Annotated in this window: 20 protein-coding genes; 12 read left to right on the top strand and 8 right to left on the bottom strand. The window is 62.6% G+C overall.

The features are described 5' to 3' along the window. Positions 1 to 43 precede the first annotated feature (43 nt). The 9 genes from ABIB24_RS00590 (at position 44) to dapA (ending at position 11546) form a co-directional block, all read left to right on the top strand. Positions 44 to 931, top strand: coding sequence for a 5-oxoprolinase subunit B family protein (locus tag ABIB24_RS00590; protein WP_084785213.1), 888 nt, complete (start codon positions 44 to 46; stop codon positions 929 to 931). Beyond that, positions 928 to 1899, top strand: a complete 972-nt coding sequence (locus ABIB24_RS00595; protein WP_075045569.1) for a 5-oxoprolinase subunit C family protein — start codon at positions 928 to 930, stop codon at positions 1897 to 1899. Before ABIB24_RS00590 ends, ABIB24_RS00595 begins: the two co-directional genes overlap by 4 nt. 232 nt (positions 1900 to 2131) lie before the next feature. Then, positions 2132 to 3004: a type IVB secretion system protein IcmH/DotU gene (gene icmH, locus ABIB24_RS00600; RefSeq protein ID WP_137164289.1), complete on the top strand. Its 873-nt coding sequence runs from the start codon at positions 2132 to 2134 to the stop codon at positions 3002 to 3004. A gap of 13 nt (positions 3005 to 3017) precedes the next feature. Beyond that, positions 3018 to 5096: a type VI secretion system Vgr family protein gene (locus ABIB24_RS00605; RefSeq protein ID WP_354315973.1), complete on the top strand. Its 2079-nt coding sequence runs from the start codon at positions 3018 to 3020 to the stop codon at positions 5094 to 5096. Next, a complete protein-coding gene (locus ABIB24_RS00610; protein WP_354315974.1) occupies positions 5096 to 6019 on the top strand; it encodes a hypothetical protein in 924 nt (307 codons plus the stop codon). The genes ABIB24_RS00605 and ABIB24_RS00610 overlap by 1 nt, the downstream gene beginning before the upstream one ends. Then, positions 6016 to 9243, top strand: a complete 3228-nt coding sequence (locus ABIB24_RS00615) for a T6SS effector BTH_I2691 family protein (RefSeq protein ID WP_354315975.1) — start codon at positions 6016 to 6018, stop codon at positions 9241 to 9243. Before ABIB24_RS00610 ends, ABIB24_RS00615 begins: the two co-directional genes overlap by 4 nt. Beyond that, positions 9230 to 10048 carry a DUF6708 domain-containing protein gene (locus ABIB24_RS00620; RefSeq protein ID WP_274079993.1) on the top strand — a complete coding sequence of 273 codons (819 nt, stop codon included), beginning with the start codon at positions 9230 to 9232 and terminating at the stop codon, positions 10046 to 10048. Before ABIB24_RS00615 ends, ABIB24_RS00620 begins: the two co-directional genes overlap by 14 nt. Continuing rightward, on the top strand, positions 10045 to 10302 hold the full coding sequence (locus ABIB24_RS00625) for a PAAR domain-containing protein (protein ID WP_137164285.1): 258 nt from the start codon (positions 10045 to 10047) through the stop codon (positions 10300 to 10302). Before ABIB24_RS00620 ends, ABIB24_RS00625 begins: the two co-directional genes overlap by 4 nt. Positions 10303 to 10679: 377 nt before the next feature. Continuing rightward, positions 10680 to 11546, top strand: coding sequence for a 4-hydroxy-tetrahydrodipicolinate synthase (gene dapA / locus ABIB24_RS00630; protein WP_354315976.1), 867 nt, complete (start codon positions 10680 to 10682; stop codon positions 11544 to 11546). Between the two features lie 151 nt (positions 11547 to 11697). On the opposite strand, the gene ABIB24_RS00635 is transcribed toward dapA, so the two are convergent. Then, positions 11698 to 13374, bottom strand: coding sequence for a M24 family metallopeptidase (locus ABIB24_RS00635; protein ID WP_502945813.1), 1677 nt, complete (start codon positions 13372 to 13374; stop codon positions 11698 to 11700). Between the two features lie 78 nt (positions 13375 to 13452). Here ABIB24_RS00635 and pdxR point away from each other — a divergent pair, with 78 nt between their 5' ends. After that, the gene (gene pdxR / locus ABIB24_RS00640) at positions 13453 to 15000 is read left to right on the top strand and encodes a MocR-like pyridoxine biosynthesis transcription factor PdxR (protein ID WP_354315977.1); all 1548 of its coding nucleotides are present in this window, start codon (positions 13453 to 13455) and stop codon (positions 14998 to 15000) included. A 238-nt stretch (positions 15001 to 15238) separates the two neighbouring features. Here pdxR and ABIB24_RS00645 read toward each other — a convergent pair whose 3' ends face one another. Then, positions 15239 to 15637 (bottom strand): tetratricopeptide repeat protein, encoded by a 399-nt coding sequence (locus tag ABIB24_RS00645; RefSeq protein WP_025339589.1) that lies wholly within the window; start codon positions 15635 to 15637, stop codon positions 15239 to 15241. 253 nt (positions 15638 to 15890) lie between these two features. Between ABIB24_RS00645 and ABIB24_RS00650 the strand changes: the two genes are divergently transcribed. After that, entirely contained in the window at positions 15891 to 17516 is a 1626-nt protein-coding gene (locus ABIB24_RS00650) for a methyl-accepting chemotaxis protein (protein WP_354315978.1), read from the top strand. Positions 17517 to 18214: 698 nt separating this feature from the next. Here ABIB24_RS00650 and ABIB24_RS00655 read toward each other — a convergent pair. The 5 genes from ABIB24_RS00655 to ABIB24_RS00675 form a co-directional block, all read right to left on the bottom strand. Continuing rightward, complete coding sequence (locus ABIB24_RS00655) at positions 18215 to 18535, bottom strand: hypothetical protein (RefSeq protein ID WP_015270018.1); 321 nt, start codon at positions 18533 to 18535, stop codon at positions 18215 to 18217. A 136-nt stretch (positions 18536 to 18671) separates the two neighbouring features. Then, on the bottom strand, positions 18672 to 19145 hold the full coding sequence (locus tag ABIB24_RS00660) for a hypothetical protein (protein ID WP_249352882.1): 474 nt from the start codon (positions 19143 to 19145) through the stop codon (positions 18672 to 18674). 105 nt (positions 19146 to 19250) lie between these two features. Then, on the bottom strand, positions 19251 to 21092 hold the full coding sequence (locus ABIB24_RS00665) for a potassium transporter Kup (protein WP_249352881.1): 1842 nt from the start codon (positions 21090 to 21092) through the stop codon (positions 19251 to 19253). A gap of 310 nt (positions 21093 to 21402) precedes the next feature. Then, complete coding sequence (locus ABIB24_RS00670) at positions 21403 to 22629, bottom strand: MFS transporter (RefSeq protein WP_137164280.1); 1227 nt, start codon at positions 22627 to 22629, stop codon at positions 21403 to 21405. 201 nt (positions 22630 to 22830) lie between these two features. Then, complete coding sequence (locus tag ABIB24_RS00675; RefSeq protein WP_025339584.1) at positions 22831 to 23676, bottom strand: EamA family transporter; 846 nt, start codon at positions 23674 to 23676, stop codon at positions 22831 to 22833. A 107-nt stretch (positions 23677 to 23783) separates the two neighbouring features. On the opposite strand from ABIB24_RS00675, the gene ABIB24_RS00680 reads away from it, so the two are divergent. Further along, on the top strand, positions 23784 to 24260 hold the full coding sequence (locus ABIB24_RS00680) for an Lrp/AsnC family transcriptional regulator (RefSeq protein WP_274078533.1): 477 nt from the start codon (positions 23784 to 23786) through the stop codon (positions 24258 to 24260). 242 nt (positions 24261 to 24502) lie between these two features. On the opposite strand, the gene ABIB24_RS00685 is transcribed toward ABIB24_RS00680, so the two are convergent. Then, positions 24503 to 25378, bottom strand: coding sequence for a universal stress protein (locus ABIB24_RS00685; RefSeq protein ID WP_354315979.1), 876 nt, complete (start codon positions 25376 to 25378; stop codon positions 24503 to 24505). Between the last annotated feature and the right edge of the window lie 141 nt (positions 25379 to 25519).

Genomic DNA, 25519 nt, shown 5'->3' on the forward strand with positions numbered 1-25519 from the left:
TTTCGCCTGCCTTTCTATAAAGATTCCAAGAAAAGGAACAGTCATGGCCGAACCGCTTGCTACAACCCCGATCCGCTACAGCTTTGGCGCCGACGAGCACCTGTTTGCCGAAGTCAGCGAGAGCATGTCGCTGGAGGCTTTTTTCAAGGGCATGGCCGTCACCCGTGCGGTGGAGCGGCTGGCCCTGGATGGCGTGCTGGATGTGTGCCTGGCCAACGCCTCGTTCCAGATCCGCTTCGACCCGGACCGTATCGCGCCGCAGGCACTGCTGGAGGCGGTGCGCGGTGCCGAAGCGCAGGCGGTGGCCGAGCGCTCGTTGCAGACGCGGATCATCGAGATTCCAGTGCTGTACAACGACCCCTGGACCCATGAAACGCTGATGCGTTTTCGTGACCGCCACCAGGACCCGGGCAGCACCGACCTGGAGTATGCCGCGCGGATCAACGGCCTGGCCGATGTCGAGGCGTTCATTGCCGCGCACAGCGGCGCGCCGTGGTTCGTGTCGATGGTCGGGTTCGTTGCCGGCCTGCCGTTCATGTTCCAGATGGTCGAGCGCGAGCGGCAACTGCAGGTGCCCAAGTACCTGCGCCCGCGTACGGACACCCCCAAGCTCACCCTTGGCCATGGCGGCTGCTTCGGCTGCATCTATTCGGTGCGCGGGGCAGGCGGCTACCAGATGTTCGGTGTCACCCCGGCGCCGATCTACGACCCGCAGCAGACACTGAACTACCTGAAGGAGCACATGGTGTTCTTCCGCCCCGGAGACATCGTGCAGTTCAAGCCCATCGACCGCCGCACCTACGACCAGGCGGTGGCGGATGTCGAAGAAGGCCGCTTCGACCTGCGCATTCGCCCGGTGGAATTCTCCCTGGACGCGTTCCTCGCCGACCCGGTCGGCTATCCACGGACCCTGCAGGAGGTGCTGGCATGATCAAGGTACTCAAACCCGGGCTGGCTACCTCGGTGCAGGACCTGGGCCGCGAAGGCTATTACCACTTGGGCATCCCGCCGTCCGGCGCCCTCGATCAGTACGCCCTGAGGGCGGCCAACCACCTGGTGGGCAACCCGGCCGGCGCCGCGGGCCTCGAGTGTGCGCTGGTGGGGCCGGAGCTGGAGTTCCAGCAGGATGCCCTGGTGGCGGTTTGTGGTGCGCAGATGCCGGCCTTGCTCGATGGCCGCGAGCAACGCCCGGACACGGCGTTTGCCGTACGTGCCGGGCAGGTGTTGCGTTTCGGCTTCCCTACCGCAGGCGCCCGGGCCTACCTGGCGGTGGCCGGCGGTATCGATGTACCCGAGGTGCTCGGCAGCCGCTCCACCTATGCGTTGGGTGCATTGGGTGGCTTCCATGGGCGCAAGCTGATGGCGGGTGACCTGTTGCCGGTCGGCGTACCCAGCGGCAAGACCCGCGCCGGTGCGAGCCTGCCAATGGCCTTGCGCCAGGCCTTGGGCGGCGAGGTGGTGCTTCGGGTGGTGCCGGGGCTGTATTTTCATCGCCTGACCAAGGCTGCGGCGCAAAGCTTTTTCACCGAAGCCTGGACGGTAGGCTCCGAGGCAGACCGTATCGGCTACCGCTACAAGGGCGGCAGTGCCTTGAGCTTCCAGCCACGGGAGCAGCCGTTCGGGGCCGGCTCGGATCCATCGAACATCGTCGACAGCTGCTACCCGATCGGTTCGATCCAGGTACCTGCGGGGCTGGAGCCGATCATCCTGCACCGTGATGCGGTGTCGGGCGGCGGCTACGCCATGATCGGCACGGTGATCAGCGCCGACCTGGACCTGATCGGGCAGATGCAGCCCAACCAGCAGGCGCGGTTCCTGGAAGTCAGCCTGGAGGACGCACTGGAGGCTCGGCGTTCGTACAAGAAGAAGCTGGGTTGCCTGGCCAGGTTGTTTGGCTGATTGATCGGTTGCGGCGCTGCGCCGCCCACACAAGGGCTGGCGCAGTCGTTGCAGGGGCGGCCTTGTGTCGCGAAAGGGCCGCAGAGCGGCCCCGGAATTCCGGCATTGCAGCGTCCAGACAAGCCAAGAGGCGAAAATTCCTACAGCGTTTTGGGAAGCCCTACGCTCCTCGAAGAATTGATTCCCCGATAGTGTTCATGTCTTCAGCCTACTGGAAGACAAGGACCTCTTCATGCCCGGCCCATCTGCTGTTCGTCCTGGAAAATCCCAGGCCGCCAACGCTGCCCATGACGTAACCGAAAGCAGCCTGCATGCCATGCTCGATGTCCCGGGGGGCACCGATTCACCCTATCCACCCGATCAGGGCAGGCGCGCAGATCATCAGGGTTATCCGGCCGACCCGGACTTCCGGCTACGCGGTGGCTTCGCCAACCTGATGCTCGACGCGGCCAACCCGCTGTTCGGCCTGGTCATACGCCTGCGTACGCTGGATGACCTGCCCAACATCGAACAGGTGCACAAGGCCCTGCAGACCCAGGTCAGCGCCATCCGCGAGGAAATACAGCAGCACGGTTATTCCGCCGTACACCTCGAAGTCTATTCCTATGCCTTGTGCCTTTACCTGGACGAGGCCGTGATGAGCCGCCCCTGGGGGAACAATTCGTGCTGGAGCCACGAACCGCTGCTCAGCATCTTCCATGACGAAACCCAGGGTGGCGAGAAGATCTTCGTGTTGCTGGAACGGTTGATGCAGTCGCCCAAGGAATTCCAGGATGTGCTGGAGTTCCTGTACTTCTGCTTTTGCCTGGGCCTGAAGGGCAAGTACGCCCTGGACCCGAAGTGCGATGAAATCATCAACGCCCTGATTTCGCGGATGCACAAGGTCATTCGTGAACTGCGCGGCCCCACGCCGGAATTCGTGGGCGACCCGTATACCAACGTGGTCCATCGCCCCCACCGCAGGCTGCGCCGGGAATGGCCCTGGTGGAGCCCGTTGGTGATCTCCGCCATCGCCATGGTCTGCGCCTACTGCTACTACAGCTACCGCCTGAGCTTGATCACCGCCGAGGTGCTGGAATCGCTCAACGGCATCTTGCAGCAGTAACAGGGGGATCCGCATGCCTAGCCAATCCGACTTGCGTTTCACCTTCCAGCCGCTGGCTGGCCAGATTGACTTCGAAGTGGTTTCGTTCGAACTCGACGAAATGATCAGCTCACCGTTCCAGCTGAAACTGGAACTGATCAGTTTTGAAGACGAGGTCGACTTCGGCCAGTTGCTCGACAAACCAGTGCTGTTCACGATCTGGCGCGGTGAGCGCCCCTTGCGCTATGTGCACGGCCTGGTCAGCAGTTTCAGCCAGGGTGAGACGGGGTTCTATCGCACCCGTTACCGCGCCCTGGTCGAGCCCGTGCTGGCCCGTGCCGGCTTGCGTTCGAACTGGCGCATCTTCCAGCAGAAGACCGTGCCGCAGATTCTCGAATTGATGCTCAAGCGCCAGGGCATTGCCCGTTTCGAAATCAAGAGCATGGGCGAGCATCAGGTGCGCGAGTTCTGCGTACAGCCCGGTGAAACGGACCTCGACTTCATCGCCCGCCTGGCGGGTGAAGAGGGTTTCGTCTATCGCTTCGAGCACACGCCGAAACACCACCTGTTGGTCATCACCGACCGACTGCTGGCGCTGGGGCAGATCAGCCGAAGCGCGCTCAAGGCCGACGACGAGGATGATGACTTCTTTGACGAAGACGACATCGGTCCCGACCAGGTGCTGTACCGCGCCAACAGCGGTGGCGACCAGGCCAGGCCTTGCCTGCGCCGCCTGCGTTACAGCGAACAGGTACGCACCGCACGCCAGGTGCAGCGGGACTACACCTTCACCAACCCGCAGTACCGGCAGGAACACCGCGCAGGTGACAGTAGCATCACCCATCAGTCCCGGGACTATGAGCGCTTCGACTACCCCGGCCGCTACAAGCGTGATGCGGTCGGAGTGCCTTTCACCGCTACCCGCCTGACGGCCCTGCGCCATGACGCCCGTATTGCCGAAGTCGAGGGTGACGATGTACGCCTGCAACCAGGGCTGAGCTTCACCCTCGTCGAGCACCCGCGCAAAGACCTCAACGCTCATTGGCGTGTGATGCGTGTACATCACGAGGGTAGCCAGTTCACCAGCCTGCAGGAAGAAGCTGCCGGGGCCGAACAAGGAACGCGCTACTCGCAGGAAGCCGTGCTGGTGCCCGGCCGGATCGAATGGCGTCCGGCGCCATTGCCCAAGCCACGCATCGACGGCCCGCACATGGCCACGGTCGTCGGGCCGCCCGGGGAAGAGATCTACTGCGACGAGTGGGGCCGGGTCAAGGTGAGCTTCCCCTGGGACCGGGAGAGCGAGAACAACGAGTTCAGCTCCTGCTGGGTACGCGTGTCCCAAGGCTGGGCAGGCGGCAGCTGGGGCTCGATGGCCATCCCGCGCATCGGCCAGGACGTGATCGTCCAGTACGTCAACGCCGACCCCGACCAGCCGATGATCACCGGGCGTACCTATTGCGGCGACCAGCTGCCGCCGTACGACCTGCCCGAACACAAGACGCGCATGACCATCAAGAGCCAGACCCACAAGGGCGATGGTTTCAACGAGCTGCGCTTCGAGGACGAACTCGGCAAGGAAGAAGTGTTCATCCATGCCCAGCGAGACCAGAACAATGTAGTCGGCAATGACGAGACCACGCGTGTGGGGCGTAATCGTGTCGAACAGGTCGGCAATGATGAGCACTTGAATATCGGCCATGACTTCCGCCAGGAAACCGGGGGCGACCATACCCAGCTCATTGGGCAAAACTGCCGTGTAGATATCAAGCATGACCTGTTTGAGAAAGTAGGCAACGACCGTAGCGAATCAACAGGGGCCAATCACCAGGCCTTTGTCGGAAAGGACGCCGAGCTTGTCGTCAAAGGTGCGCAAAAGGTCACCGTCGGGCAGGGCATGGAGCAACATACGACGATCTATCAGCTGCGCGCCAGTGAGCGCATCGAGTTCAGAACCGCGGGCGGCAGCATTGTGCTGGACGGGCAGGGCATCACCATCAACGGGCTGAAACTCGACCTGCTGGGGCAAACCAGTGCGGCTGCGTCAGGGGCTGGAAACAGTCAGCCACTTTCGCTTACGCCTGACGCCAGCAAAAAGTGCGAGGCCAAGGTCTGATGCGCACCGATAACCTGGCCAGGCTCATCGAAAGCCATCATGGGGCGCACTTGTACTGCCATGTGCTGATAGACCCGCTTGCGACTGCTCACGATGGCGACCACGCCGTGCTTGCCCCGCTGCGCAATGCCCTGGGTGAGCAGGCATTGACCCGTGTGCACCGGGCCGACCTGGCCCATGCCCCCCAACTGCATCCCGTACTGGTCTGCCTGGCTTCGCCCGGCATAGTCCCCAGTCGCCGTCTGCTGGAACTGACCGCCCGAGCAGCGCAGAGGGCGTTGTTTCAGCAACGGCGTTACCTGTGTGGCTGGCTGTTCAGTGAGGCGCCTGCGGCCGCTGTCGCGTCCCATCTCACGGCCTTGTGTCGGTTGCCCGATTCCAATCGGGAATTTGGCTGCTACCCGGTCTATGAACCCGTCCGTCTGGAGTTGCTTGCGGCGACGTTCGAGCGGCTTGAACAAGGCCCATGGTGGCCGATCAGTGATTGGTTGTTCCTGAGTAGCGGTGGGAGGTTGGCAAGCCTGAAAGGGCAGAGCGGGCAGCGACACCCTTTGCCGACCCCTGCGCGGCGAATTCAGGATGACGTGGGGCTGATCGAACGTGTGCTGGCTACCTGGAGAGTGTTGCGAGCGGGTTCGCAGCACACCAATCAGTGTCAGATTCCACCGTTTGCTGCGGTGCGTGCTTCGAACCATGTCGATGATGCACGCAGGTTGGGCCTGAGCGAGATGGAGGACATCGTGGCCTTCGCTCTCCATCACCTGTGCATTCACCCCAGGCTGCACACCGTACCTGCGGTGGGCGAAATGATCGACACAGCGGCCAGAGGTCAGGCGCCTCTTGCCGCATTGCTCGCCCGCTACTCCGAGGCGCAATGGCGCCAACTGATCGAATGCCTGCCGAAATCCGAGAGTCGCTTATGACCATCAGCCAACGTATTGCCCTCGCGATCGCCGAAGCCGGGCTGCCACACGACCAGTGCATGTTCTGCGAGCGCCAGGGCCTGCCGATCCTGCCGCTGCGCCGCGCCCTGGTGCCGGATACCCGTCCCGAGTGTGTCTCCACCGTGGCGGATAACCGGCATATCTCGACAAAGATCGGCTTGCGCACCTTGCGCAGGGGCTTCCTGTATGTGCTGCTCGACCAGCAGGTCTGGCATGCCTATGCCGTCAGCGAGCAGGGTCACCTGCGTCGTTTCAATCCCTACGAGCCGCCAGACGGCCCGCCTTCGCCGCTGCCCGAAAAATGCGTGAACGCAGACCACGACATTCCTTCGGCCTTTCTCAACATCGATACCAGCAGGTACGCCAGCGCCTGGCTGGCCTTCTCCAGCGATCCTTGGCCGGTGAGCGTGCTGAACGCCTACAAGAGCGGCGCGTCGCCTGCGCATCGCTTCGAGGGCCTGGATCTGATTCAGGCACGCAGCAATCCCGAGCTGCTGGGCATCGCCATGACGCCCGATAACCTACAGGTGGACCAGCAGGTATTCGAGTATGCCCAGCATGGCTGCGCGCCCTTCGACAGTGCGCATGGCTTCCACAGCCGCTGGTTGCGCCGGTTCGCCCTGCGTGGGTATCTGGTCAATGCGATCAACCGGCACAAGCTGGAAAACGGCGTACTGGCGGTAGTGCTCGACGACACCGTCGGGCTGATTCAGGAGTACAACCATCAGCGCCTGAACTGGGTACTGAAGCGTCAGGCCTGGCGTGAAGAACCGATGCGGGCTTATCAGCTGCAGACCTCGCAGATCCTGCAGATCATTCGTGCCACGCACAGGGAATGGGCGGCGCAGAAGGTGCCGTCGCTGGAACCGATGACGGGCGATGGGCCGCCGGTGTTCACCGACCCGGCAGTCGAGCGGCAGCTATTGGTCGAGCGTGCGCAGCAGGAGAGTGACGAGCGGCTTGAAGAGCGCTACCACGAACCGCAGCGGGCCGCGTTCCAGGCTGAATACGAGCAGCAGGAGCGCGAGTTTCAGCGCTACATCGACAAGGACGCAAGGGCGTACGTTGCCTTGTTCGATACGCCGATGTTCAAGGTGGCCGAGGCGTACGACTACGACGGTAACGATCGTGAGTCCGGGGTGGCCTACGCCAAGACCATGGCCCTGTGCCTGGGTGGCGGCGTTACGGAAGCTGTCGTCCCCCGCCTTGAACCGCATGTTCCCGCTTCCGGCACCAGCGAACTGCTCTGGTTGAAATGGCTGCAAGATCCGGACAGCCCGCCCTACCGCGCCTTGCTGATGCGCGACCAGGCACTGCTGGCCGGGCTGCTGCCCAGTTTCTCCGCCACAGAAGCGATCAACTGGAAAGACAGCGACAAGCTCTACGGCATGCTGAGCAAGATCATCGCCAGCGATGACGCCGGCCTGCGCATGCGCAATACCCTCAAGCAGGCCATTGCCGAAACGCAGAGCGCGCTCAATGCGGCCAGTCAGCGGCTGGCGCCATGTCTGTCACCTGGCATTCAGAAAGCCGTGCGGCATCTGAACAGCGCCACGCAGTTTCTCTACAACGGCGTCCACCTGATCGAGCTGGAAGTGCAGATGAAGCTGGGCGAGTACTACGCCTTGCAGAGCGCCCACCTCCGAGAGTTGCAGCACAAGGCCAACGCGTCGATCGCCGAGGCACGGGACCGGATGCGCCGCAATATCGATGACTTCGAGTTTGGCTCGATGAAGGCCATGCGCAAGGTGCGGCCGATCATCCAGCACGGGCTGATGAGCCTGGCCGTGCTTGACCCGCGGTTCACCAATACGATGATCAGCGTGACGGTGTGGGTCGAAGGCAAGGCCGAGGAAGTGCATGGGCGGCTGTTCAAGGAGGCCAGCATGGGGGTAACCCAGGCGAGCAGCGCGGCACAGCTTGCCCTGGTGGATATCTCGGTGGCAGCGGGGACGCTGGAAACCGATGCGCGCAGGTTGTTGCACGGGATGAAGATCACGACGCAGCAGGCGGCCCGATTGGTAAAAACCGGTTTTTCCGGGTTGCGCGGGATTGCTGGCAGCTGGGAGGTTCTGCTGGCGATAGGCGGTTTGTATTTGCAGCAGGACAGCCTTGGCAGGAATCAGGAAAAGGCGGAAGCGGAGATTGGGCCCAAGGCGTATGAAGCCAAGTTGGCGTTGCAAGGATCGCAGTTGGGCCTGTTGGGAGGGCATATCGAACTGGTTGGGCTCATGTTGCGGGCAAGTGCCTATAAGGGTATGCCATGGACCAAAGGTGCTACTGCCACAGGCGAGACCTTGATAAAGATCGGTGCTGTAATAGGCGCTGTCGTCGGGTTTGTTGAGGCAGCACAGGCAGTTTCTGCTGCTAAACGTGCATCGGCAGCAGGAGATGGTGCAGCAGCGATACGATACTGGTTGGCTGCAGGTTTTTACGGGGCCAGCGCCATTGCCGTCGCTGGAACAGCATTAAGTTCCACTGTATGGGGACCCGTAGGCCTCGCTGTAGTGCTGGCGTTGACTGCCTATACGCTTAGCAAAAGCGCTGAAGAGAATGAGTCATCCGCTCTGGAACGGTGGGCCCGACGGTGCTGTTTTGGAAAGGCAGATGAGACGCCAGTCATTCACTGGAGAAGCCCGGAATACGCAGACATCGCATTTGCGGAGCTCAACGCCGCCACGCTAGGTGTACAGGCAGAATTCCACTTCGAAGCGAATCTGGTAAGCGACCCGGCCACTCCAAGGATCGGAGGGTTGACCGGTCTTGAACGGAAACAAAAAATAAAATTCAAGATAATCCTACCTCAGTACAAAGACGGAATGTCGGCATATCGGTGGTGCCTGACAGTCCATCGTCGAGGTGATGGCCAGTTCCCGGACTACACGGGAGGAGAGACGCTGGTTGTGGATGAGTTTCATGCACGTCGCTCAACTGGCTCTTCCAAGTCGGCCAGCTTCCCTGGCTTTTCTCCGCCTAGGCTGCCCGACTATAAAAGCGACTTTAATATTGATAAAAAGTACTCTTCTTTTTCGGAGGGTAATGACCGGTCCCAGTTGGCTATCTCAGGCCTTATAGAACTCATGCCGACAATTGGAGCGCACTCCATTGTCGCAGCAACATTGCTGGTAATGTACTGGCCGGACCGAGAAATTGAAAGTGCGTATATTGAGGTATGTAACCGGAGGGCAAATGACGACGCATGAGCCAAGAGTGCTAATGAGACGTGCGCCAGCCTGGCGCTACGATCTGCCGAGCGCCCACGAAGCACCCACATCGCTCTTGAGTTTGAACGATATTAATCCGCCACCAAACCATGCTGATGATGTATACATGGAGTTGCCTCGATCTACAGTCCGTCTACGAGGTGTATTGGCCTTGCTTGGCATTCCGACGCTGCTGTTCTTGTTTTTTGTAGCTGTACAAGTGTATTGGGGCCTCATTGATTACAGTCAGGCCTTCGATTGGATTATGAAGCTAATCTTGATACTCGGGCCTCTAATCTGCATATGGGTCGTCTTTTCATTTGTCCGGCTAGACTTGGCACTTCCACGAGACGAACCAATACGTTTTAATCGCTTGCGTCGAAAGATCTATATTTATCAATTCAGATGCAACTACCTCTTCCTGTTCAGCCGCAAACACTGGGGCGTCAAACCTGTCGCCTACAATTGGGACGACGTAACCGCCGAAGTCTACCGAGTCTACGCCTCCGGCTACGGTGGGCTGATCGAAAACGTCATGCTGTCGGTTCGCAACCCGGAAACCAACGAAGTCATCGACCGCGTCTTCTTCACCCACGACCTGTATCACGGCGAAGCCTACTGGGCGATCGCCCGGCTATTCATGCAGCAAGGCCCCGAAGCCCTGCCGAAGTTCGTGCACCCACCCCGTGACTGGAACGATGACGATGGCCTCAGCCACATGCATTGCCTGGCACCCAAGGTTCATTGGCCGGAGGACATGGACCGTGAATCTCGTACCGGGCCATCAGAAGGAGAAGCCCAATGAACCCTGTCGTACTGGTAGGCCATCGACATGTCTGCCCGCTGCATGGCGTCAACCAGGTAGAAAGCGGCAGTGCCACGTACACCTTCAATGGCAGGGCGGTTGCCAGGGTGGGGGATCGGACCACGTGCGGCGCCGTGATCGAGAGTGGGGCTGAGCATTTCCTGGTCGAGGGCGCGGCCGTGGCGCGTAAAGGTGACCGGACGGATCACGGTGGTGTGCTGGAGGAGGGTGATGCTGGGTGGATGCTGGATTGATCAAATACCTCTTGTACAAGATCGGGCCCACAGATCTCTGTGCGGCTTTGGCAGTGAACACCAGCGCAGCCGGATGGGTTTGCTATCTCGGTGTTGACACCGAGTGCGCCGCGCCACCATTATCCAGCCATATCCACGCAACGGGCTTGCCGGCATGTCCATTTCCAACCACGCCATTTTCGCTTCGGGCTTCATCGCCCAGGCAGACGCGTGCGTTGCCGTTGCCAAGAAATCCAAGAAACAGCCGCTCATCTGACCGAGGCGCGCTGTCTCGTCAGGTGGGCTGACGAGACAGAAGGCGCCAGGTATCCCTGCCAGACCACTTCGACTCTTCGCCCTGCTGACGCTGACTTTCGGTCAACATCAGGAGTTTTTGCATGTCGAATTTCCGTGGTATCTGGATCGCCCTCGTCACGCCAATGCGCGCCAATGAAATCGACTTCGCCGCCCTGGAAAAACTGGTGAAGAAGCTGCTCGAAGAGGGTGTGGCCGGTTTTGTGGTATGCGGTACCACGGGCGAGGCAGCGGCGCTGTCCAAGGCCGAGCAACTGGCCGTGCTGGACGCTGTGCTGGCCTGGGTGGAGCCGGGCAGGGTGGTGATGGGCCTGTCGGGCTACAACCTGCGCGAGCTGTTGGCCTTCCAGGCTGAAATCCAGCGGCGTGACATTGGCGGACTGCTGGTCCCTGCACCGTGCTATATCCGGCCTTCGCAGGCCGGCATCGAGGCGTTCTTCAGCACCGTGGCGGATGCCGCCAGCGTGCCGGTGATCGTCTACGACATCCCCTACCGCACCGGGGTACGCATCGAGCGTGAAACCCTGCGCCGCATCGTGCGCCACCCGCGCATCGCGGCGGTGAAGGACTGCGGCGGCGACAGCGAGACCACCATGGCCCTGATCCAGGACGGCCACGCCCAGGTGCTGGCCGGTGAGGACATGCAGATCTTCAACAGCCTGTGCCTGGGTGGCGCAGGGGCCATTTCGGCTTCGGCGCATGTACGCGCCGACCTGTACGTGCGGATGCTGCAGCAGGTCGACCATGGCGACTGGGTAGCCGCGCGCGGCACGTTCTACCAGTTGCTGCCGTGGATGAAGATGGCCTTTGCCGAGCCCAACCCGGCTGTGGTCAAGGCGGCCTTGCAGCTACAGGGGCTGATGAGCGACGAACTGCGAGAGCCCATGCAGCCGTGCACCGAGATGACCCGGGGCAAGCTGCAAGGCGTGCTGGATTCGCTCGGTGCTTGAGATAGCACGGCACATAACTCATTGAATCAGCAGGGCCCCTGTGGGAGCGGCTTTAGCCGCGAACACCGGCGCAGCCGGTGCCATGCAGCGCGTTGGATTCTTCGCGGCTAAAGCCGCTCCCACAGGGTACGCGGATCGCTTGCTTCTGAATCTATGAAAGCGGCCTGGCCTCGCCAATCAGGATATCTTCGAAAAACGCCCCGACCGGCTCGGTAGGGTGGCACAACTGGATCTCCAGCACCCACACCACTTCGCTCGGGACGATTTCCACCTCGGCCAGTTTGTCCTGCCCATACAGCACATGCGGGAAGTCGGCGATGCGATGCCCGGCCAGGTTGCGCTCCAGCTGCCAGCCTTTTGCCTGGGCACTGCGCTCGGCGAAGTCGTACAGTTCGCGCCCGGTCAGGCCACGGCCCCAGGCCTGGCGGGTTTCGTCGAACACTTCATGCAGTGCCTTGACGCAGGCGTGGTGCAGCTCGTGCTGGCCGAACACGAAGGTGTCGCCATAGTCGCCCTCATAGCCATCCCATACCGGGCCGACATCGACCACGACGATATCCGTGTTACGTAATACACGTTGCAGATCAATGCCTTGGCGCGGCGTGCGCACGGTGTCGTCGCCAAAGCGGATGTAGGTCGGGTGCCAGGTGTGCGATGCGCCCATCGCCTGCAAGGTTTGCGCGGCCATCTCCAGCGCCTGGGCGGTGGTCATGCCGACTTTCAGCTGGCTGGCGATCGCTGTTACGGCCCGTACCGACTGCTCGCGGGCAGCGAGCATGCCGTCCAGCGAGTAGCGCGGGCCGACTTTTTCCAGTTCCGGGTGCAATGGGTTGGCTGTTGAAGCCGCGGGCGCCAGTGCGCCGCTGGCAACGAAAGCCTCCGCGACAAAACGATGGGGCTGCAGGCCTGCTGCGAGGCACTGCTCGCGAACCTGGCTGATCATCGTGGCATTGCCGCAGGCATAGACCTGGGTGTCGGCCCAGCGATGGGCCTGGGCCAGCGCCACCTGCTGCACGCGCTCCCGGTCCGACAGCACCGGGTGCCAGCGAAAGTGAGCGTGTGCACGGCTGGCCTGGTCGAGAAACTCACGGTCATAGAAGTCGGCTTCCGATCTGCCGCCCCAGTACAACGTGACCTCTGCAACACCTGCCAGGGCGGTCAGCAGCAATGGCTTGATGCCGGCGTAACCTGTGCCAGTGGCGAACAGCACCAGGGGCCGCTGGTCCTCGTGCTGCCAGGTGCAGGCACCCACCGGCCCTTCAAGTTTCAAGCTGTCACCTGCTTGCAGGGTTGGCAGCAGGCGTTCGGTAAACAGGCCGCCGCTTACCTTGCGGATGTGAAACACCAGTTGCCCCTGGTCCTGGGCGGGCAGGTTGGCGATGGAAAAACAGCGGCTGTCACCGTTGTCGAGTCGAAAGCGTACGTACTGGCCAGCCCGTACCGCCAACGGCTGTGCAGGCTGCAGCACCAGTTCGATGATATCGGCGCTCAGTTCGCGTTTGCCATGAACCTGCGCGTGGATTTCCAGCGCCTGGGTTTCCAGGGACCAGCCGGGGATTTCCAGGCGCATGTCGCTGCAGGCGTGGCTCTGGCACAGCAACATTTCGTTGGCGGCGAGGGGGTAGCAGGGCGCGGGCATGTCTGCCGTCCGCTGCTTGTCCCGATACTGCCCCGACACCACCTTGACCTTGCACGACCCACAGGCGCCGCGGCGGCATGAGAAGGGCACCGGCAGGCCGCTGGCGAGCATGGCATCGAGCAGCAGCTCCTGGCTGGCGTCGAAGGTTTTGCCCGAGGGCGACAATTCAATGACGTGGCGGTTCTGCATGGGCACCTCGGGGCAAGTGGAGGTTCGATTGTTGCTATAGTCCAGGACCAGTAGAACCTCCAGTTTCGGTTAATTCACATGGTCCAGCTTCGCAAATGGCAGCCGCTGCTCAAGCTCGACGGGGCGCAGCCGCAGGCTTCGTACAGGCAGATCGTCGAGGGCCTGGTAGCCGCGATCTCCGAGGGCCGCCTGCGCCCCGGCACGCCGTTGCCTGGCACGCGGGAAATGGCGCAACTGCTGAACGTCAATCGCAAGACGGTGATCCTCGCCTACGAGGAAGCCGAGACCAAAGGCTGGCTGGAAAGCGTGCAACGCCGTGGCACCTTCGTCAGTCGGCAGCTGGCGGCTGGCACCCAGGCCGAGCCCGACGCAGCGCAGCCCTTTGCCCTGGTGCTACAGGAGGAGCCTGCCGTTGCCTACTTCGCGGCCAACGAACAGGCTGCCGCGCAGCAGGATCGGCCGGGTGCGCTGTTCTTCGACAACGGCGCCTGTGACCACCGCCTGCTGCCGCAAACCGTTCTGCACCGTTATTACCGTAACGCCTTGCGCAACAGCTTTGCCGCCAACACCGTGCGCCATGGCAGCGCGTGCAGCAGCCACTCCCTGCGCAGCGCCTTGGCCGACATGCTGCGGCACAATCGCAGCCTGAACGTTGGCGCCGAGCATATCTGCCTGACCCAGGGTGTGCAGATGTCGCTGTACCTGGTGGCCAGCGTGCTGCTCAAGCCCGGTGACGTTGTGCTGGTCGAACGCCTGAGCTATCCGCCTGCGTGGGAGATCTTCCGCCAGCTGGGCGCCCGGCTGGTCACCGTGGACCTGGATGACGAGGGCTGCCGGGTCGAGCAGATCGATGCACTTTGCCGGCTGCACCAGGTGCGCATGCTGTACATCACTCCCCATCACCAGTTCCCGACCACGGTCAGCCTGCCTGCCGGGCGCCGACAGCAGCTGCTGGAGCTGGCGCGGCAGCATGACTTTTGCGTGGTCGAGGAAGACTACGACCATGAGTACCACTTCGCCGGTCGGCCTTACCTGCCGCTGGCCAGCGACCGTCAGCAGCGGCACGTGATCTACATTGGCTCATTGTCCAAGTCCCTGGGCAGCACGTTCCGTTGCAGTTTCATTGTGGCGCCGGCGGAGGTGGCTGCGGCGCTCGAACGCAGGGCGACGCTGACCCTGGGGCAGGGCGATGCGGTGATGCAGCAGATGCTGGCGGACTTGATCAATGATGGCGAGCTGAAAAAGCATTTGCGTAGGGTTGCCCGGGAGTATCGCCGGCGTCGAGAGACCCTGTTGGCTTGCTTGCGCGATGCCTTTGGCGAACAGGTAACCGTGCGCGAGCCGGAAGGTGGGCTGGCACTTTGGGTGAGGTTTGCTGACGGGATCGATGTGGACCAGTTGGTTGGCAAGGCGTTGGAGTTGGACCTGGTGGTACGCAGTGGCCGGCAGTTTTCGCCGTTTGGTCATGTGGAAAATGCCCTGCGCCTCGGTTTCGCCTCGCTGGACATGGATGAAATCCGGATGGCTACACAACGTTTGGCGCAAGCGGCGAAGGCGATTGCAACATCGGTCCAGCGCAATCCCTGTGGGCGATCACCCAGCCCTTTGGGCTGCGCTTTCGAGTAGAGAACTGATTTTCGCAAGTGGTCCGCGTACCCTGTGGGAGCGGCTTTGGCCGCGAAGAATCCAACGCGGTGCATGGCACCGGCTGCGCCGGTGTTCGCGGCTAAAGCCGCTCCCACAGGGTCCCTGCTGATGCAATGAGTTATGGGTAGTTCCATGAGAGCTGACTTGCGGGTGATCACCGGCGCAGCCGGTGGCAAAGCAGGTCGATGATGGCCTGACGCGCAGCGTCTGATCGCCGTCAGTGTGCAGCCGTCGGCAGCATGCCCGAGCCCTGGGCCTTGTGCGCGGCTTCTATCAGCTGCAGGTTGCGGCTGCGCAGTGCGTGATTGTTGCCAACACGCAGGTTGGAGCGAAGCGCCAGGGTTTCGGCCTGTTCATACTGCCCTTGCTGAAGGCGCAAAACGCCAAGGTAGTGCAGCGTTGCCGGGTTGTTCGGCTGAATGTGCAGCGCACGCTCCAGGGTGGCCGCCGCCTGGTCCAGTTGGCCGTCGGCATATTGTTGCGAGGCGGTTTCGATCAGCACCGTCGAGGCATTGTTGCTGCGTGCGGGCGCGTAGCGTTCGCCGGCCAGTGCGCCCTGTGCCGTGATTGCGCTGAACAACAGGAGCAGGGCTGACAGAACAGGTGTGCTGGGCATCGGCGGTAGACTCGGCAGGGCTTGGGCAGGCCCGGTTGGAGGGCGAGGGGATGCTATCGACCGAATTGGAGCGTTGAAGTTCCCGCCTGGTCGGCTTGTTGCCTGTTGCCCGGTCTTTGCCTCGACAACATCTGTTCGGTTACCGCCCATAACCGCACTCCGGCGCCTCAAGCCTGGGGCAGTACCTCCGATAGCAGCACACCCACCGTCGAATCATCGACCAGAAGTGGTGCCAACAAGGAGTACTGCCCGCATGCTTGCCAACCTGAAGATCCGCACCGGAATGTTCTGGGTGCTGTCGCTGTTCAGCGTGACCCTGCTGTTTTCCACCGTCAGTGCCTGGCGGGCGGCGGTGGGCAGCGACCAGCAGATCACCGAACTGGACCAGACCGCGCACCAGTCGGACCGGTTGAACAATGCGTTGCTGATGGCGATTCGCGCCAGTGCCAATGTGTCCTCGGGCTTCATCGAGCAGCTGGGTGGTCATGAGGAAAGCGCCAGCAAGCGCATGGCGCTGTCGGTCGAGCTGAACGACAAGAGCCAGAAGCTGGTGGACGAGTTTGTCGAAAACGCCCGCGAGCCGGCGCTGCACGCACTGGCAACCGCGCTGCAGTCTACCTATGGCGAGTATGCCAAGGCGGTCGCCGGGCAGCGTGAGGCAACCCGTCAACGTTCGCTCGAGCAGTATTTCAAGGTCAACACCGACGCCGGCAACGCCATGGGCCGGCTGCAGGCGCTGCGCCAGCAACTGGTCGGCGCATTGAGTGAGCGCGGTCAGCAGATCATGCTGGAATCCGACCGGCGCCTGGCGCGTGCGCAAATGCTGAGCCTGGGGCTGCTGGGCGTGACGCTGTTGTTGGCGGCGCTGTGCTGGGCCTTTGTTGCCCAGCGCGTGCTGCACCCGCTGCGCGAAGCTGGCCGGCACTTCCAGCGCATTGCCGGTGGCGACCTGAGCGTGCCGGTGCAGGGGCAGGGCGGTAACGAGATCGGCCATCTGTTCCATGAACTTGAACGCATGCAGCAGAGCCAGCGCGATACCTTGGGGCAGATCAGCAGCTGTGCCAGGCAACTGGACGCAGCCGCCACGGCGCTGAATACCGTCACCGAGGAAAGTGCCAACAACCTGCGCCAGCAGGGCCAGGAGCTGGAGCAGGCCGCCACCGCCGTCACCGAAATGACCACGGCCGTGGAGGAGGTTGCGCGCAATGCCATCACGACCTCGCAGACCACCAGCGAATCCAACCAGCTGGCAGCGCAAAGCCGCCGGCAAGTCAGCGACAATATCGACGGCACCGAGGCCATGACTCGTGAGATCCAGGCCAGCAGCGCGCATCTGCAGCAACTAGTCGGGCAGGTGCGGGACATCGGCAAGGTGCTGGAGGTGATTCGTTCGGTGTCCGAGCAAACCAACCTGCTGGCGCTCAATGCCGCCATCGAGGCCGCCCGTGCGGGCGAGGCCGGGCGCGGCTTTGCGGTGGTGGCGGATGAGGTGCGTACGCTGGCGTACCGCACGCAACAGTCGACCCAGGAAATCGAGCAGATGATCGGGCGCGTGCAGGCGGGTGCCGAAGCGGCCGTGGCCTCGATGCAGGCCAGTACCAGCCGCGCCCAGTCGACGCTGGACGTGACCCTGGCCTCGGGGCAGGTGCTGGAGGGTATCTACAGTGCGATCGGCGAGATCAACGAGCGTAACCTGGTGATTGCCAGCGCAGCCGAAGAGCAGGCCCAGGTGGCGCGAGAGGTGGACCGCAACCTGCTGAACATTCGCGAGTTGTCGACATCCTCGGCAGCGGGGGCGCAGCAGACCAGTGAGGCGAGCAAGGCGTTGTCGGGGTTGGTGGGGGAGATGACGGCGTTGGTGGGGCGGTTCAGGGTTTGAGGTCTGGCGGGCACCAGGCTGTGGGAGCGGGCGCACCCGCGAACACCGGCGCAGCCGGTGCCATCCACCGCGTCGCCTGCTTCGCGGGTAAACCCGCTCCCACAGGGGCCCCGCCAGTTGAAGGAATGTGCTGTACCTGTGGGAGCGGGCGAGCCCGCGAACACCGGCGCAGCCGGTGCCATCAACCGCGTCGCCTGCTTCGCGGGCATGCCCGCTCCCACAGGGACCTCACCAGCTGAAGGAATGCGCCATACCTGTGGGAGCGGGTTTACCCGCGAACACCGGCGTAGCCGGTGCCATCCACCGCGTCGCCTGCTTCGCGGGTAAACCCGCTCCCACAGGGACCCCACCAGCTGAAGGAATGGGCTGTACCTGTGGGAGCGGGCAAGCCCGCGAACACCGGCGTAGCCGGTGCCATCAACCGCGTCGCCTGCTTCGCGGGCATGCCCGCTCCCACAGGGACCTCACCAGCTGAAGGAATGTGCTGTACCTGTGGGAGCGGGCGAGCCCGCGAACACCGGCGTAGCCGGTGCCATCCACCGCGTCGCCTGCTTCGCGGGCATGCCCGCTCCCACAGGGACCCCACCAGCTGAAGGAATGCGCCGTACCTGTGGGAGCGGGTTTACCCGCGAACACCGGCGTAGCCGGTGCCATCAACCGCATCGCCCGGTTCGAGGGCACGCCATGCGCGCTTTCAGTTATCGATCATGCTTCGAAGAGGAGCGCCCGGCCTTGTTGTGTTCCTTGGAATGGGCAATGCCGGACCGGGTAGTGCCACGGCCGTTGTCATCATTGCGAAGGCTTCCATAGTGATTGCCGCTCTCGCCATGGTTGCGGGTGGCCTTGCCTGCATGATCACTCTCGTAGCCGGCGCCATTACCGTTGAACCCACCTTTGCCGCCGCCATTGCCATTACCTTTGGCATATGCGGAACCAATCGGCGAGACATCGGCAGGCAACAATGCAGTTGCGCCGAGCGCCAGGGCGCAGGTAAAGACGGCTACCAGGGTTTTTTTCATGTTTGTTCGCCTCCAAAAGGCGCAGGGGTGGGAATTTGAGTGCGGATACGACATAAGGTTGCCTTTTAAGTTCCGCAGTGCGCAGCCGTTCGATGAAGCGGCTGCCAGGCCCATTCAGTACCTGGCAGCCTTCAGCTCATCGATCATTCTTGGAGGAGTTTTGTACCGCGCCGCTCAGCCCCTTGGCATTATGATCACCGGGCGTAGTCCCCGAGATAGCGGTAGATTTCGTCAAGCCGCGAGTATCCTTGGACTGGGCAATGCCTGAGGTGGTGGTCCCATGGCCGTTGTCCTGGTTACGTGAGCTTCCATAATGATTGCCGCTCACACCATGATCGCGCGTAGCCTTGCCGGCATGATCACCCGCGAGACCCGCACCATTGCCAGTGCCATTGTGCCCACCCATGCCGGCGCCACGTCCACCGCCATTGCCGCCGCCGTGGCCACCACCACCACCGTGGCCGCCACCGCCACCGCCACCGCCACCGCCACCGCCACCGCCGCCACCTTTGGCATACGCGGAACCCATCGGCGAGATATCGGCAGGTAACAATGCCGTTGCGCCGAATGCCAGAGCACACGCAAAGACGGCCACCAGGGTTTTTCTCATGTTGTTTCGCCTCCAACGGCGCAGGTAGAGCTCAGGTGCTGATAAGACATGCAGCGGCTTTTCAAGTTCTGTCGTGCTGACAGAAGGATCGTGGTCCATGACTGCTCAGATCTCGACCTGGGTGCCAAGCTCGATCACCCGGTTCAGCGGCAGCTTGAAGTACTTCAGGTTGCTGTTGGCATTCTTCAGCAGGAAGGCAAACAGGTGCTCCCGCCAGCGGGCCATGCCCATCTGCCTGCCTGCAATGACCGTCTCCCGGCTGAGGAAATAAGTGGTGCGCATGGGGCCGAACTCAAGGTCCGCACGTTGGCAGCGGCTTAGCGCCAACGGCACGTCGGGTTCCTCCATGAAGCCGAAATGCAGGCTCACGCGGAAGAAACCGTCACCAAACGCCTCGACCTCAAAGCGCTTGCCGGCGCTGACCCGTGGCTCGTCCTCGAACACGACGGTCAACAGCACCACCTGTTCATGCAGTACCTGGTTATGCAGCAGGTTGTGCAGCAAGGCGTGAGGCACCGCCTCGGGCCTGGCGGACAGGAATACGGCAGTACCGCCCACGCGGTGAGGCGGCTGGGCCTTGAGGCTGGTAATGAACAGGTCCAGCGGCAGCGAGCTTTCGTCCAGCCGCTCGACGATCATCCGTCGCCCGCGCTTCCAGGTAGTCATCAGGGTGAACAGTGCCAGGCCGGCAATCACCGGAAATGCACCGCCCTGGAGGATCTTCGGCGCATTGGCGGCGAAATACAGGCTGTCGACCAGCAGGAACGCCAGCAGCATCGGCACCGCCAGCCAGCGTGGTGCCTTCCACAGCAACAGCACCACTGCCGAGGCCAGCAGCGTGGTGATCAGCATGGTCCCGGTCACGGCTACGCCGTAGGCTGCCGCAAGCGCCCCGGACGACTCGAAGCCGACCACCAGCAGCACCACGCCAACCATCAACGCCCAGTTCACCATGCCGATGTAGATCTGCCCCTGTTCCTCGCTGGAGGTGTGCTGGATGAACATGCGCGGTACGTAACCCAGCTGGATGGCCTGGCGCGTCAACGAGAACGCACCGGAGATCACGGCCTGGGACGCGATGATGGTGGCCAGCGTGGCAAGCCCGACCATGGGCAGCAGGGCCCATTCGGGCGCCAGCAGATAAAATGGGTTGCGCACTGCCTGCGGGTCGCCAAGGATCAGCGCGCCCTGGCCGAAGTAGTTCAGCACCAGGCCGGGCAGCACCAGCAGGAACCAGGCTCGGGCAATGGGTTTGCGGCCGAAGTGCCCCATGTCGGCGTAGAGGGCTTCGGCGCCGGTCAGCGCCAGCACCACCGCGCCAAGGATCGCCACCCCCATGCCCGGGTGCAGCACGAAGAACTTCACCGCCCAGAGCGGGTTGAGTGCCTGCAGCACCTCCGGGCGCTGGACGATGCCGTGCAAGCCCAGCGCACCCAGTACGACGAACCACAGCACCATGATCGGCCCGAAGAGGATGCCGATGCGCGCGGTGCCGTGCTTCTGGATCAGGAACAGCGCCACCAGCACCACCACCGACAGCGGCACGACCCAATGTTCGATACCGTCGAAGGCCAGTTGCAGGCCCTCGACGGCCGATAGCACGGAAATCGCCGGGGTGATCATGCTGTCGCCGTAGAACAGCGCGGCGCCGAACAGGCCGAGCAGCACCAGTATCCTGCCCAGGCGCTGGTAGGGCGCCGCCGCCCGATGCGCCAAGGCGGTCAGGGCCATGATGCCACCTTCGCCCTGGTTGTCAGCACGAAGGATGAACAGTACGTACTTGAGCGACACCACCCAGAGCAACGACCAGAACACCAGTGACAGCACACCCAGTACGCCGGCGGTGTTGGCCTGCACGCCGTAGTGCCCGGCGAACACTTCCTTGAGGGTGTACAGCGGGCTGGTACCGATGTCGCCATACACCACGCCGACAGCGGCGACGAGCATGCCGATGGGGTTGGACTTGCCGGGAACGGATTGATTTGCGATGACGGTGGACTGGCTCACGAAGGGCTTCTCTGGACTGGCGGGTAGAAGTGCATGCCATCCCTGAGCATCGCGCGCCCAGTATTCCTTCTGTCTGTCGGCTCAGCCGTAAAAAGAGCGTAAAAAATCAGCCAGCGCCCCACTGCCTGTCAGTCAGGCAATTCGGGGCCGCTTTGCGGCCCATCGCCGGCAAGCCAGCTCCCACAGGTACAGCGCAGACTTCAAGAATTACGCGGTCCCTGCAGGAGCTGGCTGGCCGGCGATGGGCTGCTCAGCCAGGTTGCGCCGCCAGGCTGTTGCTGACATTACGCCCCAGCACCAGCACCGTAGCGAAACCGCAGCCCACCAGGGCCGTGGCCAGGCTCAGCAGCACCGAGCTGCCCAGCTGGTCGACGATCCGCCCGCCGAAGAACGAGCCCAGCGCAATGATCACCTGGAACATGGCGACGAACAGCGGCATGCCGCGTTCGACATCCTTGGGCGCGACGACGAACATCCAGATACTGGCGCAGGCCGGGAACGCGCCGAAGGCGAAGCCCCACAACCCGATCAGCATCGCTGCACCGGTCATGCCGGTGGCGAAATGAGGGAACAGGGCAGTGCTGGTGCCGATCATCAACGCTACCAGCAGCAGGGTGTGACGTACGCTGCGGTTGGCGGCGAAACCGGCGAAGATATTGCCGAATACCCCGGCCACGCCATAAAGCAGCAGCAACGACCCAATGGTCGGCCCATCGAAGCCGGAGCTTTGTTTGAAGAAGGGCGCGACATAGGTGTACGCGGCAAAGTGCGCCAGGCCAATCAGCAACACGGCAATCAGGCCAACCCGCGCCTGTGGGTTGATGAACAGGGCCGGCAGGTCGCTGATGCGAATGGCCTTGTCCGGGTTGAGCCGCGGGAGCAACAGGATCTGCGCCAGCAGCACCGGTACGCCCAGTAGCGCGGTTACCAGAAAGGTCATGCGCCAGCCCATCAGGCCGCTCAACCAGGTGCCTACCGGCACGCCCAGCACGGTGGCCAGGGTTACACCGACCATGATGATCGAGGTGGCCTGGGCTACGCCCACGCCCTTGGGCGCCAGGCGGCCGCTGAGGGCAATGGCCGTCGCCCAGAAGCCGCCGATACTCACGCCCAGCAGCACGCGGCCGAACAGCAGCAGGTTGAAGTCACTGGCGTAGGCCACCACCGAGTTGGCGATGATCATGATCAGCGTCAGGCCGATCAGCAGGTAGCGACGGTCCAGGGCGCCAATGCCCACCGACAGTAGCGGGGCGGCGAGGGCGGCCATGATGCCGGGCAGGGTAACCATCAGGCCGGCGTGGCCTGCACTGATGCCGAGGTCGCTGGCGACATCGTTGAGTACACCCACCGGCAGGAATTCGCTGGTCACCAGGGCGAAGGCGCCGACGGCGACCGAAAGGATTGCCAGCCACTGCTGGCTGACGCTTTGTTGATCATGTTCGGGGAGGCCGCTAGGGGCCTGGCTGGCACTTGGCATGGTATTGGATTCCAAGAGAGGGATGTCGCCTGAAGCAGGCGCAAGGAGCGGGGGAAATTTGCTGGCGATTATAGGGGGCGCTTTTGCCAGGCCAACATGCGGGTCGCTCGATAGTAATCATCAGCGCAATCGATGAAACGCCTTGCGCAGAGCGCCCGCTGTTGGAGGGAGAGTAATGCTGCAGGTTCCGCAAGCAAGCGTTCAGCGGCGCTGGCCAACCAGCGCAGCGCCTGCGCAGGCCAGGGCAATCGCTGCAATGCCCAGCCACTGGAGCAGCGTCAGCACCTCATTGAGGATCAGCCAGCCGGCTATGGCCCCGGCGGCGGGTGAAGCGCTGAGCAGCACGCCAAAGATGCTCGGCGGCAGGTGCCGCATCGCATACATGTCGAGCAGGAAGGGCACGGTGCTGGAGAGCAGAGCGACGCCCAGGCCTACCGTGAGCACCCAGGGCGCCAGCAGGTCGGTACCTGCCTGGTCAACGCCAAGTGGTACCCCCAGCAGCGCTGCGAACAGCATCCCGGTGGCGACCGCCTGCTTGCCGTGAACCGCCACCTTGCTGCCGAGCATCACATACAGCCCCCAGGCCAGTGCAGCGGCGAGCGAGTACAACACCCCGCGCGGGTCCAGGCCATGGCTATCCGTACCCCAGGGCAGCAAGGTGAGGCCGGCGACCGACAAGGCAATCCAGAGCAGGTCGATTCGGCGTCGGGAAGACAACAAGGCAGCCCCCAGAGGGCCGATCACCTCGATGGACACCGCGATACCAACCGGGATGTAGAGAAATGCCCGATAGATAAGCAGATTCATCAGCCCCATCATCACGCCGTAGCCCAGCAGGTGAAGCATGTTCGCCTGCTGCCAGATGCGCCAGGGCCGCAACACGGCCAGCAGGATCACGGCTGACAGGCCTAGGCGCAGTGCGGCCACGCCCTCTGGGCCGACCAGTGGGAACAGGGTCTTGGCCAAGGCAGCACCGGTCTGCACAGACACCAGGCCGGCGATGGCAGCGCCGACAGGAGCGAATGCTCCAACACTTTTCGAGTCCACGCTCGTCTCCAGCGACATACGAGACGCAATTTTAGGGCTCGGCGTTCGAAGGAATTGCTGTGAAAATAGCCCCCTGATGAGCGAACTGCTTTCTTTGGAACCCGAAAATGAGTGACTCCACCAGCCGCCCGCTTGACGGCTTCGATCATGCGATTCTGCGGCTGCTTCAGCGCGACAACAAAACCTCCCAGCGAGCGATTGCCGAGGAAATCGGCCTGTCCACGCCTGCTGTACAGCGGCGTATCGCCCAAATGGAGGCAAGCGAGATGATCGTCGCCAACACTGCGGTGATCGCCCCGGAGAGTGTCGGCCAGATGATTACCGCCATTGTCGAATCGCGCTTGCGGGACGACCGATCCCTGGTGATGGACCGCGCCAAGCGGTACTTCGCCAATGTCGAGGAGATACAGCAGTGTTACTTCGTCAACGGCGGGGTTTCGTTCATCATCGTCATGCTTGCCCGTGATGTGGCGCATTTCGAAAAGCTGGTCAGGCTGCATTTTGCGGATAACGAGGACATCCTGACCTATCGGACGCTGATTGTCCTGGACAAGGTCAAGGTCGGGTTGTCAGTTCCGGTCTGACCCGCGAAGCAGGCGCCGTGGTGGATGGCACGGGCTTCGCCCGTGTTCGCGGGTGAACCCGCTCCCACAGGTTTTGCGTGGCGCTTGAAGCCAGAAAAAAACTGAGGGCGCAACAGTCGTGCCCACAACCTGAAGGCCAGCGCGATCCATGTGGGAGCGGGCGAGCCCGCGAAGCAGGCGCCGCGGTAGATGGCGCGGGCTTCGGTGGAGGACACGCAAGCGTCCTCCACATCACCTGCATCCTATGGCGACACCAGCACATCGCATTGGGATTCGTTAAGCACATGCTTGGTGACGCTGCCTATCAGCAGTTCTTCAAGCGCGCTTTCCCCTTGCTTGCCAACCACGATCAGGTCGCATTCCAGCTCCTGTTCCTGCTCGGCAATCCGCCAGCCAGGGTCGCCATGCACCACGATCTGCCGAGCATCTGCCACTCCGGCGGTTTCGCTCAAGGCCGCGAGCTGCTTCACCGCATCCTTGCGGATGACATTGCGGTAGTGTGCAAGCGTGTCATGGTCGATGTGGGCGAAGCGCATGCTGCCTTCGAACGGCGCCTCGTACACATGCAACAGAATGATCTCGGCCTGTGGGGCAATGGCTTTTGCCAGTTCGATGGAGCGCAGTGACGAAGGCGAAAAATCAACTGCAACCAGCAAGGTCCGGTACGCATCGCGTGGCGCCTGCTTGACCACCAGCAAAGGGCAGGGCATGCGGTTCAGCATCTTTTGCACAGTGGAGCCCAGCAGCAGGCGCCGCGCCACGCTCTGGCCCTTCGCCCCGCACACCAGCAGGTCGCTGCGTTTATCCTGCACCACACGGGTGATTTCCGTGGTCACCGAGCCGTGCGCGACCTGCACGCCAGCGGCGATGTCATGGCGCTGGAACAGCATTGCAGCCAGTGCGCGAATTTTTTCGCCTGCGGTATCCAGCACGCGTTTCAGCAGGTCGTCACCCGGTGCCACCAGCTGTTTCAGGCGCTCGAAGGGGGCCGGGTTGGCAACGTACAGCAGGTCCAGCGATGCCTGTTGCTCCTTGCTCAGGTACGCAGCGCGTTCTGCCGCGTTGCGGGCAGACGTGGACAGGTCGGTGGCTACCAGTACGTGGTTCAGCGGGCTCATGTGGGGCTCCTTGTCCAAAGCCGCGCACGGTGATCGATGGCGATGGCCTTGAGCACAATGCGCATGGCGGTTTTCGATTCGTTCCTTGCTGACAGCCATCGTCGCGCGAACCAGGGGCGGCGGCTTGATTTGCGTCAATGG

Source organism: Pseudomonas sp. UYEF17, assembly GCF_040546125.1.
In the GTDB taxonomy this organism is placed as follows: Bacteria; Pseudomonadota; Gammaproteobacteria; order Pseudomonadales; family Pseudomonadaceae; genus Aquipseudomonas; species Aquipseudomonas putida_Z.

What these genes read in the sequence shown, in the direction of transcription:
- ABIB24_RS00670 (WP_137164280.1), bottom strand. Translation starts at nt 22,629, where the DNA reads ATGCCAAGTGCCAGCCAGGCCCCTAGCGGCCTCCCCGAACATGATCAA.
- ABIB24_RS00635 (WP_502945813.1), bottom strand. Translation starts at nt 13,374, where the DNA reads ATGCAGAACCGCCACGTCATTGAATTGTCGCCCTCGGGCAAAACCTTC.
- ABIB24_RS00615 (WP_354315975.1), top strand. Translation starts at nt 6,016, where the DNA reads ATGACCATCAGCCAACGTATTGCCCTCGCGATCGCCGAAGCCGGGCTG.
- dapA (WP_354315976.1), top strand. Translation starts at nt 10,680, where the DNA reads ATGTCGAATTTCCGTGGTATCTGGATCGCCCTCGTCACGCCAATGCGC.
- pdxR (WP_354315977.1), top strand. Translation starts at nt 13,453, where the DNA reads ATGGTCCAGCTTCGCAAATGGCAGCCGCTGCTCAAGCTCGACGGGGCG.
- ABIB24_RS00620 (WP_274079993.1), top strand. Translation starts at nt 9,230, where the DNA reads ATGACGACGCATGAGCCAAGAGTGCTAATGAGACGTGCGCCAGCCTGG.
- ABIB24_RS00655 (WP_015270018.1), bottom strand. Translation starts at nt 18,535, where the DNA reads ATGAAAAAAACCCTGGTAGCCGTCTTTACCTGCGCCCTGGCGCTCGGC.
- ABIB24_RS00660 (WP_249352882.1), bottom strand. Translation starts at nt 19,145, where the DNA reads ATGAGAAAAACCCTGGTGGCCGTCTTTGCGTGTGCTCTGGCATTCGGC.
- ABIB24_RS00595 (WP_075045569.1), top strand. Translation starts at nt 928, where the DNA reads ATGATCAAGGTACTCAAACCCGGGCTGGCTACCTCGGTGCAGGACCTG.
- ABIB24_RS00650 (WP_354315978.1), top strand. Translation starts at nt 15,891, where the DNA reads ATGCTTGCCAACCTGAAGATCCGCACCGGAATGTTCTGGGTGCTGTCG.
- ABIB24_RS00645 (WP_025339589.1), bottom strand. Translation starts at nt 15,637, where the DNA reads ATGCCCAGCACACCTGTTCTGTCAGCCCTGCTCCTGTTGTTCAGCGCA.
- ABIB24_RS00590 (WP_084785213.1), top strand. Translation starts at nt 44, where the DNA reads ATGGCCGAACCGCTTGCTACAACCCCGATCCGCTACAGCTTTGGCGCC.
- ABIB24_RS00665 (WP_249352881.1), bottom strand. Translation starts at nt 21,092, where the DNA reads ATGCTCGTCGCCGCTGTCGGCGTGGTGTATGGCGACATCGGTACCAGC.
- icmH (WP_137164289.1), top strand. Translation starts at nt 2,132, where the DNA reads ATGCCCGGCCCATCTGCTGTTCGTCCTGGAAAATCCCAGGCCGCCAAC.
- ABIB24_RS00685 (WP_354315979.1), bottom strand. Translation starts at nt 25,378, where the DNA reads ATGAGCCCGCTGAACCACGTACTGGTAGCCACCGACCTGTCCACGTCT.
- ABIB24_RS00605 (WP_354315973.1), top strand. Translation starts at nt 3,018, where the DNA reads ATGCCTAGCCAATCCGACTTGCGTTTCACCTTCCAGCCGCTGGCTGGC.
- ABIB24_RS00680 (WP_274078533.1), top strand. Translation starts at nt 23,784, where the DNA reads ATGAGTGACTCCACCAGCCGCCCGCTTGACGGCTTCGATCATGCGATT.
- ABIB24_RS00625 (WP_137164285.1), top strand. Translation starts at nt 10,045, where the DNA reads ATGAACCCTGTCGTACTGGTAGGCCATCGACATGTCTGCCCGCTGCAT.
- ABIB24_RS00610 (WP_354315974.1), top strand. Translation starts at nt 5,096, where the DNA reads ATGCGCACCGATAACCTGGCCAGGCTCATCGAAAGCCATCATGGGGCG.